The organism is Acinetobacter junii CIP 64.5, from assembly GCF_000368765.1.
GTDB classification, from domain to species: domain Bacteria; phylum Pseudomonadota; class Gammaproteobacteria; order Pseudomonadales; family Moraxellaceae; genus Acinetobacter; species Acinetobacter junii.
This window is the reverse complement of sequence record NZ_KB849655.1, coordinates 1264843-1281677: the sequence shown is the minus strand read 5'-3', so window position 1 is coordinate 1281677 and position 16835 is coordinate 1264843. Positions and strand designations below refer to the sequence as shown.

The 16835-nt window shown below is 39.4% G+C and carries 16 protein-coding genes and 1 pseudogene; 6 read left to right on the top strand and 11 right to left on the bottom strand.

What is annotated here, in order from left to right:
• Window positions 1-237 (top strand): annotated as a pseudogene (locus F948_RS11645) (IS4 family transposase); the annotation flags it as partial.
• 39 nt (window positions 238-276) lie between these two features.
• On the opposite strand, the gene F948_RS11640 reads toward F948_RS11645, so the two are convergent.
• Entirely contained in the window at window positions 277-723 is a 447-nt protein-coding gene (locus F948_RS11640; protein WP_004908900.1) for a hypothetical protein, read from the bottom strand.
• Window positions 724-891: 168 nt separating this feature from the next.
• Here F948_RS11640 and F948_RS11635 point away from each other — a divergent pair, with 168 nt between their 5' ends.
• Window positions 892-1377: an RcnB family protein gene (locus F948_RS11635; RefSeq protein WP_004964059.1), complete on the top strand. Its 486-nt coding sequence runs from the start codon at window positions 892-894 to the stop codon at window positions 1375-1377.
• Between the two features lie 138 nt (window positions 1378-1515).
• On the top strand, window positions 1516-1893 hold the full coding sequence (locus tag F948_RS11630) for an RcnB family protein (RefSeq protein ID WP_004964056.1): 378 nt from the start codon (window positions 1516-1518) through the stop codon (window positions 1891-1893).
• Between the two features lie 36 nt (window positions 1894-1929).
• On the opposite strand, the gene F948_RS11625 is transcribed toward F948_RS11630, so the two are convergent.
• From F948_RS11625 to F948_RS11610, 4 genes are all read right to left on the bottom strand, one after another.
• Window positions 1930-2427: a phosphate-starvation-inducible protein PsiE gene (locus F948_RS11625; protein WP_004950384.1), complete on the bottom strand. Its 498-nt coding sequence runs from the start codon at window positions 2425-2427 to the stop codon at window positions 1930-1932.
• A gap of 129 nt (window positions 2428-2556) precedes the next feature.
• Window positions 2557-4338: an acyl-CoA dehydrogenase C-terminal domain-containing protein gene (locus F948_RS11620; protein ID WP_004964053.1), complete on the bottom strand. Its 1782-nt coding sequence runs from the start codon at window positions 4336-4338 to the stop codon at window positions 2557-2559.
• A gap of 160 nt (window positions 4339-4498) precedes the next feature.
• On the bottom strand, window positions 4499-6301 hold the full coding sequence (locus F948_RS11615) for an acyl-CoA dehydrogenase C-terminal domain-containing protein (RefSeq protein WP_004964050.1): 1803 nt from the start codon (window positions 6299-6301) through the stop codon (window positions 4499-4501).
• A 481-nt stretch (window positions 6302-6782) separates the two neighbouring features.
• Window positions 6783-7160 carry a hypothetical protein gene (locus F948_RS11610; protein ID WP_004908890.1) on the bottom strand — a complete coding sequence of 126 codons (378 nt, stop codon included), beginning with the start codon at window positions 7158-7160 and terminating at the stop codon, window positions 6783-6785.
• 130 nt (window positions 7161-7290) lie between these two features.
• Between F948_RS11610 and baeS the strand changes: the two genes are divergently transcribed.
• Entirely contained in the window at window positions 7291-8958 is a 1668-nt protein-coding gene (gene baeS / locus F948_RS11605; RefSeq protein ID WP_004964046.1) for a sensor histidine kinase efflux regulator BaeS, read from the top strand.
• Window positions 8959-9005: 47 nt separating this feature from the next.
• Window positions 9006-9689, top strand: a complete 684-nt coding sequence (locus F948_RS11600) for a response regulator (protein WP_004908887.1) — start codon at window positions 9006-9008, stop codon at window positions 9687-9689.
• A 44-nt stretch (window positions 9690-9733) separates the two neighbouring features.
• Here the strand turns inward: F948_RS11600 and F948_RS11595 are convergent, their stop codons facing one another.
• The 4 genes from F948_RS11595 to F948_RS11580 all read right to left on the bottom strand — a co-directional run bounded on the left by F948_RS11595 (window position 9734) and on the right by F948_RS11580 (window position 14734).
• Window positions 9734-10810, bottom strand: a complete 1077-nt coding sequence (locus F948_RS11595; RefSeq protein ID WP_004964042.1) for a hypothetical protein — start codon at window positions 10808-10810, stop codon at window positions 9734-9736.
• A gap of 598 nt (window positions 10811-11408) precedes the next feature.
• Window positions 11409-11990: a L,D-transpeptidase family protein gene (locus F948_RS11590; protein WP_004964039.1), complete on the bottom strand. Its 582-nt coding sequence runs from the start codon at window positions 11988-11990 to the stop codon at window positions 11409-11411.
• A gap of 10 nt (window positions 11991-12000) precedes the next feature.
• A complete protein-coding gene (locus F948_RS11585; RefSeq protein WP_004964036.1) occupies window positions 12001-13443 on the bottom strand; it encodes a protein adenylyltransferase SelO in 1443 nt (480 codons plus the stop codon).
• A gap of 121 nt (window positions 13444-13564) precedes the next feature.
• The gene (locus tag F948_RS11580) at window positions 13565-14734 is read right to left on the bottom strand and encodes an acyl-CoA desaturase (protein ID WP_004908876.1); all 1170 of its coding nucleotides are present in this window, start codon (window positions 14732-14734) and stop codon (window positions 13565-13567) included.
• A 211-nt stretch (window positions 14735-14945) separates the two neighbouring features.
• Here F948_RS11580 and F948_RS11575 point away from each other — a divergent pair, with 211 nt between their 5' ends.
• Window positions 14946-15473 carry an META domain-containing protein gene (locus tag F948_RS11575; RefSeq protein ID WP_004964033.1) on the top strand — a complete coding sequence of 176 codons (528 nt, stop codon included), beginning with the start codon at window positions 14946-14948 and terminating at the stop codon, window positions 15471-15473.
• 22 nt (window positions 15474-15495) lie between these two features.
• Here F948_RS11575 and F948_RS11570 read toward each other — a convergent pair whose 3' ends face one another.
• A complete protein-coding gene (locus tag F948_RS11570) occupies window positions 15496-16215 on the bottom strand; it encodes a glycerophosphodiester phosphodiesterase (RefSeq protein WP_004964028.1) in 720 nt (239 codons plus the stop codon).
• Between the two features lie 21 nt (window positions 16216-16236).
• Window positions 16237-16824: a cob(I)yrinic acid a,c-diamide adenosyltransferase gene (locus F948_RS11565; protein ID WP_004964025.1), complete on the bottom strand. Its 588-nt coding sequence runs from the start codon at window positions 16822-16824 to the stop codon at window positions 16237-16239.
• Window positions 16825-16835 lie beyond the last annotated feature (11 nt).

The window sequence follows — 16835 nt, the reverse complement described above, 5'->3', positions numbered from 1 at the left end:
CTGAAGTCATTTCTAGGTCGAAGCCGCAATGCGATACAAACGCAAATATGGATTGCATTAATTGCCTATTTGCTGGTGAACTTCGCTAAACACATGGCACAAGAAGGATGGAGTGTTCAGCGTTTACTGAGAATTATTCAGGTCAATTTATTTGAAAGGAAACTTTTAAGGTCACTCTTTGTGCCTGATAAAAAATGGCGAAAACAAGAAGAACCTCAATTGAGGTTCATCTTGTGATATTTGTGGGACAGCAGTGGCTTATAGCCTCTTTTTTCATTATGGATTAGGTGGAATCAATTGATCCAAATCCTTATCAGCAAGTTGATCTAATTCACTTAGATCAGTTTGAATTTTCCACTGGCTTTCATCTTCAACAGGGTTGGGCAAACGTGCTTCAAGCCAATCACAAACGGTATTGGGATCAAATTCAGGATGGTTACATTGAATGACCCATGCCAAAAAGTCTTTTGCTTCACCATTCATATAGGGTGGTGGTGACACAGGGAAAAATTGTGTTGGTAAGCGCTCGTTGGTTGATAAGTAATTCAGAACATGTCCAAGTTCTTGAACAGTTTGCCATGCCAGTGCGTGTTCTACATTAATACTAAATTTAAACCACCACGCATGTTGCTCGTCTGTGCCATGTGCAATGATTCTTTCCTTTTGCACGCTTGGAATTTTAGAAAAGAAATCGTAAAGACGATCAAAATTCATTTCAGACACTGAACCACTCCAATACTAAAAAAAAGATATTAACATACTTAAGTTATGCTTCATTCAACATCAGCCCATCTTATAAATTTTACTGGTTGTCGAAAAAAATATTATTACTACAGTGCTGGTGCTTTTCTGTACTAAACTAATTGTAGAAATCATTTTGAGGTACTAGAAATGAGGAAAAATAAACTTCAAATTTTGAGTTTAACTTTGGCGATCAGTGCTTTGCCAGCCTTAAGCTACGCAAATAACTGGAGCGGCTATCGAGGAGTTGAACGTCGTCCATATCATGAATCTCAACAAACTTATCAACCTCCAGCTCAAGATCCTTTTGCGTTCTCAAATCAGCGTTATACACCTACAGCACCACCGAAGGGGTATTATTATCAACCCTACCAAAATAATCACTACTCTTACCAATATCGCCCAAGTGTCAGTATTGAATACTATCCTGAGACTCACTCTGAACATACATATCACCGAGAGGCATTTGTAGTCGGAAATGAGTTACCAAGTGAGTTTCGGAGTGAGCGTTATGTGATCCGAGATTGGGATTATTATTCTTTACGCAAACCACCACGTGGACGCCATTGGGTGATGATCGATGGAAGATATTTTTTAGTGACTGATGATAATTTTAGAATCGAAATTATTCGATGAGCTTTAATACCTTAGGTTGAGATATCTCCATAGTTTCTCAGTATTGATTACAAAGTTTTGCAATCTCATTCGTTTTATTCATGGTTTCTCCTAGAGTTTTGCTTAATCTGAGTTCAGATCAAAACAGAGGATCAAACAATGAAAAAGACAGTTATGTTGTTGGTATCAAGTTTATTATTTGGTGCATCTGCTTCAGCAATGGCAGATTCAAATCGTTGGAACAATCATCACGACTATAAAGATCGTTATGAGCAGCGTTACGATCGAAATGACCACCGAAATGATCATAGAGATCCACCGCGATGGTCAAATGCAGATCGTGGAAACCATTATGGACAACGAGTAAACTTTAAACGTGGCGAGCGTTTACCATCGGAATTCCGTAGTAAACGTTATGTGGTTTCAAACTATCGCTATCATCGTTTATATCAGCCACCACGTGGTTATAACTGGATGCAAGTACAAGGAAAATACGTGTTGGTTGATTCAAAATATCGTGTTTATCGAATCGCATAACTTAATGAATTTAAAAGCAGCCGTAAGGCTGCTTTTTTATGCAAGCTCATCGTCTTGAGGTCGAGGTGTTTTATTTGCTGGAATTTGCTGTTCCTGCTCTTTGCCTCGGATCACAGAGGGGTAGTTCCATGAAGCAAAACGGACAATCAGAATAGCCAAAGCTAAGATCAAAATGGATCCTGTGATGATGACCTGATCCATAGACGCTTTGTGATTATGTTGAATATCTGCGATAAGCAAGCGTGTAAGTGCTGTGATTGCAACATAAATCAGAAATCGTACAGGCATATGGTTGGTTTTGAAGTAAATTCCAACCATAGCGCCAAGCTCTAAGTAGATAAATAATAATAAAATATCATCAATCGTCGCATATTTTTTGACGGTTAAAATATCAATTACGGTATGAACTGCTGACCACGCGATCATACAGCCAATAATAAACAAAGCTAAATAATGGAATGCTTCAACGGCATAGTGACCAAATCTGTCAAATAAGCGTTGAATGCTTTCGAGTCTCTCTTTTGAAGTCGGCATAAAGATTAAATATTCTATAAAAATGTATAAAGATATTATGCAATTGTTGTGCAAAAATTTAATTATTGACATAAAAAGCTGCCTAAACCAGATGATTTAGGCAGCTTCTAACATTACTTTACTTTGGAGTTAAGATTGATTTGTAAAATAGTCTTCACTGAAGTTCATGATGAGATCAGAACCAGCTTCAACTTTCTTAATGCGTGCCTCTAACTCAGGCAAGATACGAGTCACAAAGTATCGAGCTAAAGCAAGTTTGTTTTGATAGAAGTCACCTGACTTATCTTTAGCAGCAGCAGCAATTTTTGCAAACATGTAGCTGAAGCTGAGTAAGCCAACCGCATGTAAGTAATCTACAGCAGCAGAGTTAGGGAACTCTACATTCTCAGCTGCTTGCTCAATGATGAATTGAGTAACCGCTTCTACTTCAGTTGCTGCATCTAAAGTTGCATCTTTAATGAAGTTCAAATCTGCATCTAATGTATTTGCAAAGTCACGAATTTCAGCAATGTATTCAGCGATGAAAGCACCACCATTCTTAATCACTTTACGACCGATTAAATCTTGTGATTGAACACCGTTCGTTCCTTCATAGATTTGAGCAATACGAAGATCGCGGATACATTGTTCCATACCCCATTCACGGATAAAACCATGACCGCCAAATACCATTTGTGCATCTAGCGTTGCTTGGAATGCTGTATCTGTTAGATAAGCTTTAGCGATAGGTGTTAAAAGCGCAACACGGTCATTGGCTTTTTTAACAGCTTCAGCATCGGTTGAGAACTTCGTAATATCGAGCTGTTGACCGACATAAACAGCAAATGCACGTGATGCTTCATTGTTAGCACGTACGTTTAGTAACATACGACGAACGTCACCGTGAACTAAAATGCTGTCTGCAGGTTTGCTTGGTGACTGAACACCTGAAGCGCTACGACCTTGTAAACGATCAGTGGCGTATTGTGCAGCATTTTGATAAGCAAATTCAGAAGCACCTAGACCTTGGATACCCATCGATAAACGTTCATAGTTCATCATGACGAACATCGCTGCAAGACCTTCATTTTCTTTACCAACGAGGAAACCTTTAGCACCGTCAAAGTTCATGACACAAGTCGCAGACGCTTTGATCCCCATTTTGTGTTCGATTGAACCGGCACCAACTAAGTTACGTTCGCCTAAAGAACCATCTTCATTTACAAGATACTTAGGTACGATAAATAAAGAGATACCACGTGAACCAGCAGGAGCATCAGGTGTTTTTGCAAGAACTAAGTGAATGATGTTTTCAGCGAGGTCGTGATCACCACCTGTAATAAAGATTTTTGTACCTGTGATGTTGTAAGTACCATCTTCATTACGTTCAGCTTTGGTTTTAATAATTCCTAAATCTGTACCTGCATGCGGTTCAGTTAAGCACATCGTACCAGACCATTCGCCAGAGTAGATTTTAGGTAAATAAGTTTCTTTTTGCTCTTGAGATGCATAGCTGTTTAATGCCATACCTGCACCCACAGAAAGAAGCGGGTAGAGCAAGAATGATGGATTGGTTGCGAATAACATCTCATCAGCAAGAACAGTCAGCATTTTTGGCATTGCCTGACCGCCCCATTCCTCATCAGCACCTAAGCCAATCCAACCACCTTCGGCATATTGACGGAAAGCATCTTTGAAACCAGCTGGAGTGAATACTTCACCATTTTCCCAACGAGCGCCTTCTTCATCACCTGTACGGTTAAGAGGATGAGTTACATTCTGCGCAAATTTAGCCATTTCTTCTAAAATAGCTTCAGCCGTTGCCGCATCTACATGAGCAAGTTTTTCATTAGCTTGCCAAAATTGTTCTGCGTTAAATACATCATTTAAGATGAATTTCATGTCTGCTAAAGGAGCATTGTAAATTGGCATAATCGTTCCCTTCTAGGCACAGGCTCTGTGCAAAGTGATCAAATAAAACGAACAAATAAATGAATAATCTAAATTTAGCATTGATTAAACAAAAAAAGGACGGTCAAAACTGACCAGTCCTTTTTTTGTGATGAACGTTGCATCTCACTCTAATCTATGATTAGAACGCGAAGTGTTCCGCATCAAGTTCAAACAATGGCGCAACACCAGTTGAAAGTACATCTACATGTGAGCGAACACGTGGCAAAATCTTCTTGAAGTAGAAGCGAGCAGTCGCTACTTTCGCATTGTAGAAGTCAACATCAGTTGAGCCTTCAGCCAGTTTCTCCTGAGCAACAAGTGCCATACGTGCCCATAGGTAAGCAAGTGTGACATAACCAGAGAAGTACATGTAGTCAACCGCAGCTGCACCAACTTCATCAGGGTTTTGCATTGCGCGCATACCGATTTGCATCGTGATGTCGCCCCACTCTTTGTTTGCAGCAGCTAAAGGTGCAACAAATTCTTGCATTGCTGCGTTGTCTTTGTTCGCTTCAACAAATTTATGGATGATCTTAGTGAAGTCTTTTAACATTGCACCTTGAGTTTGCAATACTTTACGACCTAACAAGTCAAGTGCTTGGATTTCAGTAGTACCTTCGTATAAGCAAGCAATACGTGTATCACGTACGATTTGCTCCATACCGTGCTCAGAAATAAAGCCATGGCCACCAAAGATTTGAACCCCATGATTTGCAGATTCGTAACCAGTTTCAGTTAAGAATGCTTTTGCAATTGGCGTCAATAAAGACAAGATGTTGTCAGAGAATTTACGATCTTCTTCAGTTGCACCTTGTTCAACGATATCTGCGTGTAGAGACAACAGATATACTAGTGCGCGACCACCTTCTGCAAATGCTTTCTGGGTCAACAGCATGTTACGTACCGCAGGATGCACAATGATTGGATCTGCTTCTTTTTCAGGCGCTTTAGGACCTGAAAGTGCACGCATTGCTAAACGATCTTTCGCATATGCTAAAGCACCTTGGAAAGAACCTTCAGATGCAGCAAGACCTTGAACTGCTGTACCAATACGTGCAGTGTTCATGAATGTGAACATGCAGTTTAGGCCGCGGTTTTCTGGTCCGATCAAGTAACCTTTTGCTTTATCAAAGTTGATCACACAAGTTGCGTTACCATGGATACCCATTTTGTGTTCGATCGAACCACAACGTACAGCATTGCGCTCGCCAACTGAACCGTCAGCATTGACATGGAACTTAGGTACGATAAACAGCGAGATACCTTTAGTGCCTTTAGGTGCTCCTGGTAAACGTGCAAGAACAATATGGACAATGTTCTCTGCCATGTCATGTTCACCAGCAGAGATAAAGATTTTCTCGCCAGAGATTGCATAGCTGCCGTCTGCTTGTGGTTCAGCTTTGGTGCGGATAATACCCAAGTCAGAACCTGCATGTGATTCAGTAAGACACATGGTACCTGTCCAAACACCAGATACTAGGTTGGGTAAATAAGTTGCTTTTTGTTCATCTGAACCGTGATGCTCTAAAGTACGTACCGCACCATGAGAAAGACCAGGGTACATACCCCAAGACCAGTTGGCAGTACCAACCATTTCAGAAATCACGTTTCCTAGAGAAACAGGTAGACCTTGACCGCCATATTGCTCTTCAGCAGAAAGAGATGGGAAACCAAGTTCGATATATTTTTGATACGCTTCTTTGAAACCAGTAGGCGTAGTGACAACACCGTCATTCCAAGTACAACCTTCACGGTCGCCTGATTGGTTGATAGGAGAAAGTTCATTCTCACAGAAATCTGCCGCTGCTTCTAAATATTGATCAACCAATTCACGGCTTACGGTGCCCTGAAATGCAGGCAGTTTTGCGTAATGTGCTTCAGCATTTAATAATTCGTGCAATACGAACTGCATATCACGTAAGGGTGCTTTGTATTGTGGCATAGCGGGTTCCTCAATACTGGTCAAACCAGAGTTATAATCTTAGTCAATGATAAATGTGCCCAATTAATGGCACCATTTTGTACCCCTAATCGTGCAACAAGTTATAGTTTGGTACAAGCTATTACAGGTCATTTCTTAGTGACTGCGAAGTCAAAGATTGTCATTTTGCCTGTATAAGCACTGAGATTGTATGTGTTTTTTCTAATTTTTACTTGTACTGCTTGTTTAAAATCGTAAGCAGCTGTGTAGTGGTTATTTTGATCTGAATTAATGATGATAATGTAAGTGAGATCATCGGAATCAATATTTTCACGATTTATTATGGCGCAACTTTGCAGACTTTCATCAGGTTTTTATTTTTAGATTAATTTTTAGAAAATGAAAGTAACCAGTACTCTTGAGTAATTATTAGTTATGATTTTATAAGTGTCTCGTATGCATTGATAAAAAAAGGCGCTGTGAAGCGCCGTAAGGAAGAGGGTTAAGTAGTTGGATGCATTTGACGCTTAAATTGTGATTGATCAGGGCTGAAACGGACTTCACAAGTACCTTCGATGACACGATTATTCCATTGAATATTCACGCGTTCACCAATGCGCTTTCCTTGACATGCTTGTTCGATCTTCGCTTTTTGAGCTTGATGATGTTGACGCATTTGTTCACGTTGTTCTAAACGCTGCTCACGCTTAGCTTGCCACTCGGCACGCTGTTCAGGGCTAAGATTTTGGCGCTGCATTGTATGATGTCGATGATGATCTCTATTCATATTTTGTTCAGCAGGCGTAGTGGATTGGCAAGCTGCTAAAGCTAGTGTTGAACCGAGAACTGTGCTTAAAATTGCAATCTGAGTCTTCTTCATTTTTTATCCAGTAAACTACTTGCTCATTGATGAGTTAAAGATTAGACAATAATGATGAAGAAACAATGGAGAGTTTTTTTCTGACATGTTGGTTACAATCAAAAGGTAGATCCATGTTGAGACTATATATTTGAGTATCCGTCGTATTCCTATAGCTTTACGCTTATTCCTAACCGTCTTGTTAACAACGTTGTTGATCGCCACGATTAGTTTGGGGATTTTACATTGGACGATGCAAAAGAACTTTGCTCGATATGTTGCCGATGTGGAAATGCAAAAGTTAGATCGTTTGATTGCCAATTTGGGGAATGTATATAACGTTTATCAAGATTGGGGGAATGCGATTCAGGCGCAAATTTTACAAATCGAAGGAACTGCCGCACCAGATGACTATGATCGTTTATCACAGTGGTGGTTGCGTCGTCAGTATGACATTGCTTTGCAGCAAAGATACTTTAATGATCATACTTTATTAAGCATGTCTCCAAGCTTATCGCAAAATAATGCGGAAATAAGAAATCGCCAAATTTTTAATACCGAAGAGCTAAATATTCTCAAGCAAAATCTGCCGTCGGAATATCAACCATTTGAGGGTTTAAAATTTCCATTAAGTCCAAGTCAATTTAAGTTAAAAAAAGATAGTTCTGAGCAAAAGTCTAATAAGCAAAATGATGATACTCAAAATGGAAAAAAACGTTTTGTTTCGATTCCAGATCGGTTGGGACTGAGTTCTCGCTTGTCTCTTTATGATGCAAAACATCAATTTGTTGTTGGTGAACCCGCAACAGATCAAATCTCTTACCGTCCGATTTTGGTAGGTCAACAAGTAGTGGGTTACTTAGGTTTAAAGCCTGTGCTTGATCAAGATGATGCCTCAAGTATTAATTTCTTTAGTAATCAGAAACGTTATTTATTCTTGGTTTATGTGCTGACTGTATTGTCGAGTTTGGTTGCAGCATTGTTGATGGCAACTTATTTTAAAAAGCCAATCCAGCGCTTATTAAAAGCGACCTCAGAATTGACCAAGGGTAACTATCAACATCAGGTAGCGATTAAGCGTAATGATGAATTAGGCGATTTATCTAATCAGTTGAATCATTTGGCTGATATTTTGCATCAACATGAAGAGTCACGTCGTCAATGGGTTGCTGATACTTCGCATGAGTTAAAAACGCCTTTAGCTGTATTACAGGCACAAATTGAAGCGATGCAGGATGGGATTCGTAAGGCAACACCAGAGCATTTAAATGCCATGATGTTGCAAGTCTCTAGTTTGAAAAAATTAACTCAAGATTTAGCTGATTTGGCTCAAGCTGATGCTCAACAACTTAAATGTTATTTTGCTGATGTAAATCCTTGGGAGATTATTCAGCAAGAAGTTGAAAACTTTAAATCAACTTTTGAACAGCATCAGTTAGAAGTTTCACTTTCTGGCGAAGGAGCGATTCTTTCATTAGACCGAGATCGATTTAAGCAAATCATTGTTAACTTGTTAGGAAATAGTGTTCGCTATACCGAACAAGGTGGGAAAATACAGATTCATACTCAACAAAATGCTAAACAGTGGATATTGTATGTGGATGACAGCCCATTTGGTGTGAATGATGAGCAGTTAGCGCGTTTAGGCGAGCGTTTCTATCGTGTTGATGATTCTCGTACTCGGAGTACGGGAGGGACGGGTTTAGGCTTGGCTTTGTCTTGTAAATTGGCACAAGCATTGGGTGGTTCACTGACATTTGAGCATTCACCATTAGGTGGTTTGCGTTGTGTTCTGACTTTTCCAAAACAAATCAAATAACTTTTTATTCCTCTATTTCTGAGGATGTGATGTATAGGATGTAGACCATGAAACATATTATGTTGGTTGAAGATGAAGTAGAGCTAGCACAGTTGGTTCGAGATTATTTAGAGGCTGCTGGTTTTGAAGTCAGCATGTTTCATGATGGTCAAGATGCTTATACTCAATTTCAGCAACGCAAACCAAGCCTGATGATTTTAGATTTGATGGTGCCACGTATGGATGGATTAACGATTTGTCGTAAAGTCCGTGAGCAATCAGATTTACCAATTATTATGGTTACTGCACGTACTGAAGAAATCGATCGTGTGTTGGGGCTGAATATGGGGGCTGATGACTATATTTGTAAGCCATTTAGTCCGAAAGAGTTAGTTGCGCGAGTGCAAGCCGTGTTACGTCGCTTAGAGCGAAAAGCTGAGCCTGAACAGAATGATTTATTCCGTATTGATAAAGCTCAGCAACGAATTTGGTATCAACAAAAAGCGCTGACGCTAACGCCAACAGAGTTCCGTTTATTAGAATTGTTTTTAGAGCATTTAGGACAAGTCTATTCACGTGCGCAGCTTTTAGATCACATCAATCCTGACAGTTTTGATGTCGCGGATAGAGTAATTGATAGTCATATCAAAAACCTTCGTCGCAAAATCACAGAAGCTGCTGATACAGGTAATCGTCATGAGTGGATACAAGCCGTTTATGGGGTTGGTTATCGTTTTGAATACCCTGAATAATTTTATGCTAGCCTTATGTAGATCATAAGGCTAGCTTTTCTTTTTTAGAAACACACCAAGAAACACATGATTTGTGACTTATCTAAACTTACATTAATCGTATCGCCATCTTTGGGGATGGTCACAGGTTTCTCAAAAGAAGTCCCTTCTTTCACAATATAATTCCAGCGAGCAATTTGGTCGTTTGAGCCGACATATTGATTCCCCACATAAACATCAGTTCGCCCAACAACTTCAGTATGGCTAACATTTTTTTCATAAGAAAAATTTGCAATGAGAATGTATTCACCAGCAGGTAAGTTGGTAAATTTAAAACGTCCTTGATCATCTAAGATACGCGTAGACATGAAATGTTTGAGAATAGATTCTGGGATATGAGTTGGTAGCTTTTGATCACGTTTAACTTTTTCATACCATGCTTTAAATTCATCTGTCATCCAGATTAAACCAACGGCTTGTGTTCCTTTGGGTGGATATTGTTTTTTTGCAAGAATTGCACCTTTGTAAAATGCTTGTCCTGCGATCGTTGAATTACCAACAGGGCGAATTTCAGCTGTTGCTTGTTTCAGTGATTTTATTTTGACCGGTTTACCCGAGAGACAATCCTGCATCGCTGTTCGTGCTTGAGCTAAACCATCATAGTCAAGTGTGTAAATCGTGGCATTGTTCAATTTTAATTGTAGGTTTTTTTCTTGATCACGCATAGATTTAAGCGTTTGCTGAATATCTCCTGTGTTAACTGCAAGCATACCTGTACTTGAACTTGGCAAAAGTTGAGCTTTTAGGGGTGTCGCAGCTAAATCTTGCTGTCGGAGTTCGACTCGCATCTCTTCTGCTGTATGCGTGGTAGGAATGCTTTTACCTTGAAATAGGATCGTTGCATGTGAAGTTTTTTTTGTAGCACCAAAAATAGAAAAACTGTTTTCAGTATCTTTAGTAGAAATAAATCGAATAGCACAGTTGAGTTTAGGCTGGTTTAAGTCTTGTTTTAGCATCCAAACGCCAAGAGGTGATCTTGAAATGATTTGTGTATCTTCGTCAAATGAAGGGGCGGCATGCAGCAGACACGAACTGGAAAGTGCAAAAGCAAATAGTATTTTGGTAAGTGTGTTGAAAGGCATCTGAAAACTAATCCTAATCATGTGTAGTTTATTGTTTTAAACCTAAGTCGCTATGTTTCATTTCAATCTAAATGTATATGCTAAATTCACCATGAATTCTAGTCACTAAAGCTGAGTGCTGATCCAAAATTTAAAACCACCAAATCTTGGGAAGAGATTATATTGTGTTGTTTGAATTTTATACAAATTTTACTATCTTAGGCCTAAGACTTAAAAGACTAACAACGAATTTGATTGAGAGCTTATTTTTTTACATAACTTTATTGGGGTGTTTGGATGTGTAGAATTCTTTCACAAAGAGATAAATCTAATAAGAAAAATGAGGCTTTAATTTTATCCTGTGGATAACCACAGTATTATCCACAGAAAATGTGGATAGTTTGATAATGATTTTGCAGAAATAATCTACTGATAAAGTACTTAGAGAATCAATGAACGGTCTAGTATTAAGCGTATTTTATTAATTTACAAAAGCTTATGCTGATTTTTTAAGTGCTAGGGGATATAAATCTAGATGATGAACTTATGCTGTGACTAAGCCTTGTCCAGTTTAATCACAATATTTATCTCTAACACAACTTCAATGGGCTTGATTCAATTATGGATGAATAATTATTTGCGTGCCATTTTTAACAAGTTGCCAAATTTCATCCATATCAGCATTTGTCACTGCAATACATCCTAAAGTCCAGTCTTTACGAGGCATATAAGTGGAACTCGCAGGGAATGATCTTACAGGAGTAGGAACAGTGCCATGAATCATCACATCACCACCAGCTGACTTTTGCCGTTGCTTTGCATAAGCGAGATCATTCGGATTTGGATAGGAGATATGCAAAGATTTATAATAAGCACTTTGAGGATTGCGCCAGTCGATTGTATAAGTGCCTTCTGGTGTTTTACCATCACCTTCAAATTGTTTATGCCCCATCGGATTGAAGCCTAAGCGGATCGGATAGCTTCGAATGACTTGATCATGGTGTTTGAGTTTCAGTTGCCTTTGTTGTTTAAAAACTTCTATTGTGGTTACAGGCTTTGTTTTATTAATCTCTTCTATTTCTTGAGCTGAAAGGGCTGGGTGAGCAGGAGCTAAGTTAGGAATAAACTTTTCATATTTATAAAAAGCTAATCCTAACAAAATAACCAGTAATGCAAATCCAATAGCCAGCCCTAATTTCATACAATATCTTCTATGATGAACAACTTACTGATATTTCAGGTACATCACTTGGAAGTGGGGCAGTATCTTGTTCAGTTTCTAAGTCTAGTTGTCGTGTGTAGGGTTGATTTAGCAACTTGAATAAACGATCAACTTCACTAAAGTCTCCACGTTCCGCTTGTTCAATGGCTTTTTGAGCCATGTGATTACGCAAAATGTATTGAGGATTCACTTGTTTCATTACAGCATCTAATTCATCCGTATCCTGATGTTCTCGAATTGTTTGATACTGTTGGAGAAAGCTATCAAACTGACGGATATCTAAACAATCATCACGAAGAGCTTTATATTGCTTGTCCTGAAGGCGAATAAAACTTTGCGTATAGTCCAGTTGTTCAGTTTGTAATATTCGTAAGAATGCAAAACTGCAATCCAAGCTATCTATATGGAAATGTGGTAGTCCCATTTTTTGGCACAAGCCTTGACCATAATGCTCTAAAAAAGCTGGCTCAAACTGTTCTAAACATTTTGCCAAATCCAGTTTGAACTGTTCTTTTTGTTCGGGTTTGGCTAGCGGAATCAGATTATTTAACCACGTCCACAGATTCCAGTGTCCAATGCTTGGTTGATTCTGATAGGTATAACGCCCCTGATAATCTGAGTGGTTATTGATCCAATTCGGACGGAAACGTTCCATAAACCCATATGGACCGAAATCTAAAGTTGAACCTGTGATATTGAGATTATCAGTATTCATCACACCATGAGCAAAGCCCACCAATTGCCATTTCGCGATCATGATAGCAGTACGCTCAATCACGCTTTGAGCAAATGCGAGTATTGGATCCTCTGATTGTAGGCATTCTGGATAATGCCATTCGATACATTTTACAGTGAAATCGGTTAATAATTCAGGTGCGTATTGATTGATCCATTCAAAATGACCGAGACGAATATGACAATCCGAAGTGCGTAATAACATTGCACCAAGCTCTAAAGTTTCACGTTGTACGCCTTGCGTAGAGGTAGTGAAACCTACCGCATGACTTGAAGCTACACCAAGTGCATTGAGTGCATGACCCGCAAGATACTCTCGAATTACCGAGCGAAGAACAGCACGACCATCACCCATACGCGAGTAGGGAGTAGACCCAGCACCTTTTAAGTGTAAATCGATAGTTTCGCCATGCTTATTGAGTATTTGTCCAATCAATAATCCTCGACCATCACCCAATTGTCCTGCCCATTGACCAAACTGATGACCCGCATAAACCATGGCTAAAGGTGGAAAGTCGCTGAAGGTTTTTTGACCGCTGCAAATTTTAACCCAGTTAGATTTATCATCTGCATTCCAAAGTAATTCATCTGCCAGAGCCTCATTAAAGTGACCTGCTTTTGCACCACGTAAAGGACTTGGTTGTTGCTGGTGATAGAGCTTAGGATTCAGTGAATTGTAACGGGGATTAAATTGCATAAAAATAAGGTCAAGAGATGGGCTGAGTAATCACTATATCAAATATAGGTTTGAATAGGCGAATTGGTTATAGGCATAAAAAATGGCCTCATCGAGAGACCATTTTGATTGAGTAAATTGATTACTCTGAAACAGGTGCTTTTTTGATATTTCGAACTAAAGTTTCTAAGCATTCGCGGTGATGAGCAAGACGATGCTCAAGCAGTTGGAAATCAACTTTAAGCTTATGATCCATTTGATGAATCTTTTCAGCCATAGCCGCTTTTTTAGTTTGAAGTTCTTGCTCTTTCAATTTAGCCCAATCATTTAAGGTATTGGTAAATGCTTCATATTCTTGAGCAATACGTTGTTTCATCTGAGCAATATCTGTATTGACATCATGACCATAAATCGCAAGGTCTTGTTCAGCATATTTAAACTTCATCGCAAGTTCAGCTTTTTGGATGTTGAAGCTAGGAATGCGGCGTAAGTTTTTGGCTAAACCAAGTTTAGAGCTTGTCCAAATTAACCATTTAGTTGGATCATATTGCCACCATTTCACGCCGTTACGGTAATCGTATTGGAAAATATGGTGATAATTATGGTAACCCTCACCCCAAGTGAGAATCGCTAAAATGAAATTGTCACGTGCTGTGTTTTCGTCAGTATATGGACGTTTGCCCCACATATGACAAAGAGAGTTGATGAAGAAGGTAACGTGATGGCTAATGAATAAACGAATTAAACCACCAAGTAATAATACGCCCCAAACATCGCCAACAAGCCAACCGATTGGTAATAGAAGACCTGCATGCACTGCGATCACTAATGGAACATAATATTTATGTTGGAACATGACGAGCTTGTCATTTAACAAGTCAGGTGCATTTTTATAGTTTGGTTCAGCCGCAGGGTAGTTACGCAACATCCAACCCATGTGTGCATACCAAAAACCGTTATTGATCGAATAAGGATCTTGATCGACATCATCAACATGGCGGTGATGAGTACGATGACCTGAAGCCCAAAACAAAATACTGTTTTGAACCGCAAAAGTACCAGCAATCATAAGTAAGATTTTAAGAGGTAAAGCTGCTTCATAAGCACGGTGTGCCCATAAACGGTGGTAGCCAGCGGTAATACCTAAACTGCTTACAGCCAGTAAAAAGAACATGCTAATCCATGCGCCCATACTGAAGTCATGATGGTAGCTATAGATTGGAACCGTAATTAGCGCAACGATTGGTAAAAATACCAATGCAAAAATTGCAATCCAATTAATGGGTGCTTTCTTGAGTGGGGCGGAATTCATATCCGTCAGCGCTCCTAATAATCTTGTTTGCACAAGATAATAAAACTAAACGAGATAGCAAAACCAATCATGACGATATATTGCTATTTTATCACTGATATTAGCATGCCCAGATTCATAAGCACTAGTATTATTGTACAGTTGTATCGAAAGAACAGTAACAGAATTCATTTGTGAATATGGTCAATGAATTAAAAGGTGAACTAAATCAATGTCTGAGCAAATTACCGTGAAAAATATCATTTCTTATTTGAAGGCATTTTTTAACAAAAGTTTAATCATATCGACAGTTCTTGTGATTTCGGCTTGTCAAAGCCAACCACAAACGACCCAGTCTAAAACCTTGCAGCCAAAACGTGTGAATCAACTTCCAACGCTACAAGTTCGCAAGAGTACCGATGGCGTGCAAGATGTGACGTGGCAAATTACTCACATTCATAACAAAAGGGCATTATTCTTTAATCAATATCCAAATTTCGCTCTTAATTCTGCAACAAATCTGGTCTCTGGTCATACAGGGTGTAATAACCTATATGGTCGTTATACGTATAACTTTGCGCAACGCAGATTAGATTTTGATGTGATGGCTGGACACAATAGTTGTGACAAGGCTTTGGCCCAAGAAGCTGATTTAATGGACTCCATGCAGCGTGTGAAAAAGTTTCAGTTTGATGGGACGAATTTATATTTGTTAGATGAAAAAGGTCAGCGCCTAATTCAAGCCCAACGCCAAAGATAAAGACGACTTAAGTCGTCTTTTTTTACAGTTTGAGGTGTTGCAGCATGAGTTGAGGAACATCTGTAATCAACCCCTCTATACCGAGTTGTTGAAGATGTTTTGCTCGATCAATGTCATTCACAGTCCAAACACTGGTTTTTAAATTCGCATGCTGGGTGAGTTTGATGATCTCATCAGTGGCAAGCTGGTCTTTCCAACCTATTTGCTGACATTCATATTGTTGAGCAAGTTCAATGGCATATTCACCAATCGGGATTTCAACCAACAAACCGCGTTTATAGTGACTACGAATGTGTTGTAAGGCAGCTAAAATTTTGACATCAAAGCTAGTGATCGTTGCTGAAGTCTCAAAACCTTTTAAATCATGATGTAATTGCTCGATCAGGCGTTCGGCAGCAGCTTCATCCGCGACTGCTTTGATTTCCACTTCGATGTGGTCAAAATCTGTTAGGCATTCTAATACATGTGGCAAACTTGGGGTGTATTCTTCAAATGTCCAATGCTGCCATTGATGGCGATGATCGAATTGTTGAGCTTCAGATAAATCGCAGCTTTCAACATGTTGTGCTCGACCTGTGGTACGCACAAAATCATCATCATGAATAACTACCAGTTGCCTATCTTTGAGTTGACGTACGTCAAACTCGACTGCACGTATCCCCAATCCATGTAGATAGCGAAATCCACCTAGTGTATTTTCAGGGGCTTCGCCTCGTGCACCACGATGACCAATGATTCGCATTTCGACTCACCTTAGAAATAATTATGCTTGTTCAATGCTGTCATTAATGTTTTTTTGCCAGAGTACTTCGCTACCGCCTTCTGCACGTTGCAAAGCACGGGAAGCAACAAATAACCAGTCTGATAGACGATTCAATAGCTGTAAAGCCGTTGCTTGAATATTTTGATCACGACTGTGTACTGACATTAATGCACGTTCAGCACGACGACATACAGCACGTGCCTGATGTGCATAGCTACATGCCAGACTACCTGAAGGTAAAATAAACTCTTTGAGCATCGGCAGCGATTCGTTCATTTGATCAATTTCATTTTCAAGGAATTCAATACAAATCGGTTGGAGTAAATGATAGTTTGGAATACAAACCTCACCGCCTAAATCGAATAGCCAGTGTTGAATAAGACTTAAGCTTTTGTCCCATTGGGCTTTGCTTTCTATTTGGCTAGCTGTGATCTGAGCACGAAGTACACCAATCGTTGCATTCAGTTCGTCAACATCACCCAAGGCTGTAATACGCAAATCATCTTTGGCTACTCGTGAACCATCTCCAAGCCCTGTTGTACCTGAGTCGCCAGTGCGAGTATAGATCTTACTTAAACGATGTCCCATCAAACTGTCCT

What these genes read in the sequence shown, in the direction of transcription:
- F948_RS11635 (WP_004964059.1), top strand. Translation starts at nt 892, where the DNA reads ATGAGGAAAAATAAACTTCAAATTTTGAGTTTAACTTTGGCGATCAGT.
- F948_RS11630 (WP_004964056.1), top strand. Translation starts at nt 1,516, where the DNA reads ATGAAAAAGACAGTTATGTTGTTGGTATCAAGTTTATTATTTGGTGCA.
- F948_RS11625 (WP_004950384.1), bottom strand. Translation starts at nt 2,427, where the DNA reads ATGCCGACTTCAAAAGAGAGACTCGAAAGCATTCAACGCTTATTTGAC.
- F948_RS11620 (WP_004964053.1), bottom strand. Translation starts at nt 4,338, where the DNA reads ATGCCAATTTACAATGCTCCTTTAGCAGACATGAAATTCATCTTAAAT.
- F948_RS11615 (WP_004964050.1), bottom strand. Translation starts at nt 6,301, where the DNA reads ATGCCACAATACAAAGCACCCTTACGTGATATGCAGTTCGTATTGCAC.
- F948_RS11610 (WP_004908890.1), bottom strand. Translation starts at nt 7,160, where the DNA reads ATGAAGAAGACTCAGATTGCAATTTTAAGCACAGTTCTCGGTTCAACA.
- F948_RS11600 (WP_004908887.1), top strand. Translation starts at nt 9,006, where the DNA reads ATGAAACATATTATGTTGGTTGAAGATGAAGTAGAGCTAGCACAGTTG.
- F948_RS11595 (WP_004964042.1), bottom strand. Translation starts at nt 10,810, where the DNA reads ATGCCTTTCAACACACTTACCAAAATACTATTTGCTTTTGCACTTTCC.
- F948_RS11590 (WP_004964039.1), bottom strand. Translation starts at nt 11,990, where the DNA reads ATGAAATTAGGGCTGGCTATTGGATTTGCATTACTGGTTATTTTGTTA.
- F948_RS11585 (WP_004964036.1), bottom strand. Translation starts at nt 13,443, where the DNA reads ATGCAATTTAATCCCCGTTACAATTCACTGAATCCTAAGCTCTATCAC.
- F948_RS11580 (WP_004908876.1), bottom strand. Translation starts at nt 14,734, where the DNA reads ATGAATTCCGCCCCACTCAAGAAAGCACCCATTAATTGGATTGCAATT.
- F948_RS11575 (WP_004964033.1), top strand. Translation starts at nt 14,946, where the DNA reads ATGTCTGAGCAAATTACCGTGAAAAATATCATTTCTTATTTGAAGGCA.
- F948_RS11570 (WP_004964028.1), bottom strand. Translation starts at nt 16,215, where the DNA reads ATGCGAATCATTGGTCATCGTGGTGCACGAGGCGAAGCCCCTGAAAAT.
- F948_RS11565 (WP_004964025.1), bottom strand. Translation starts at nt 16,824, where the DNA reads ATGGGACATCGTTTAAGTAAGATCTATACTCGCACTGGCGACTCAGGT.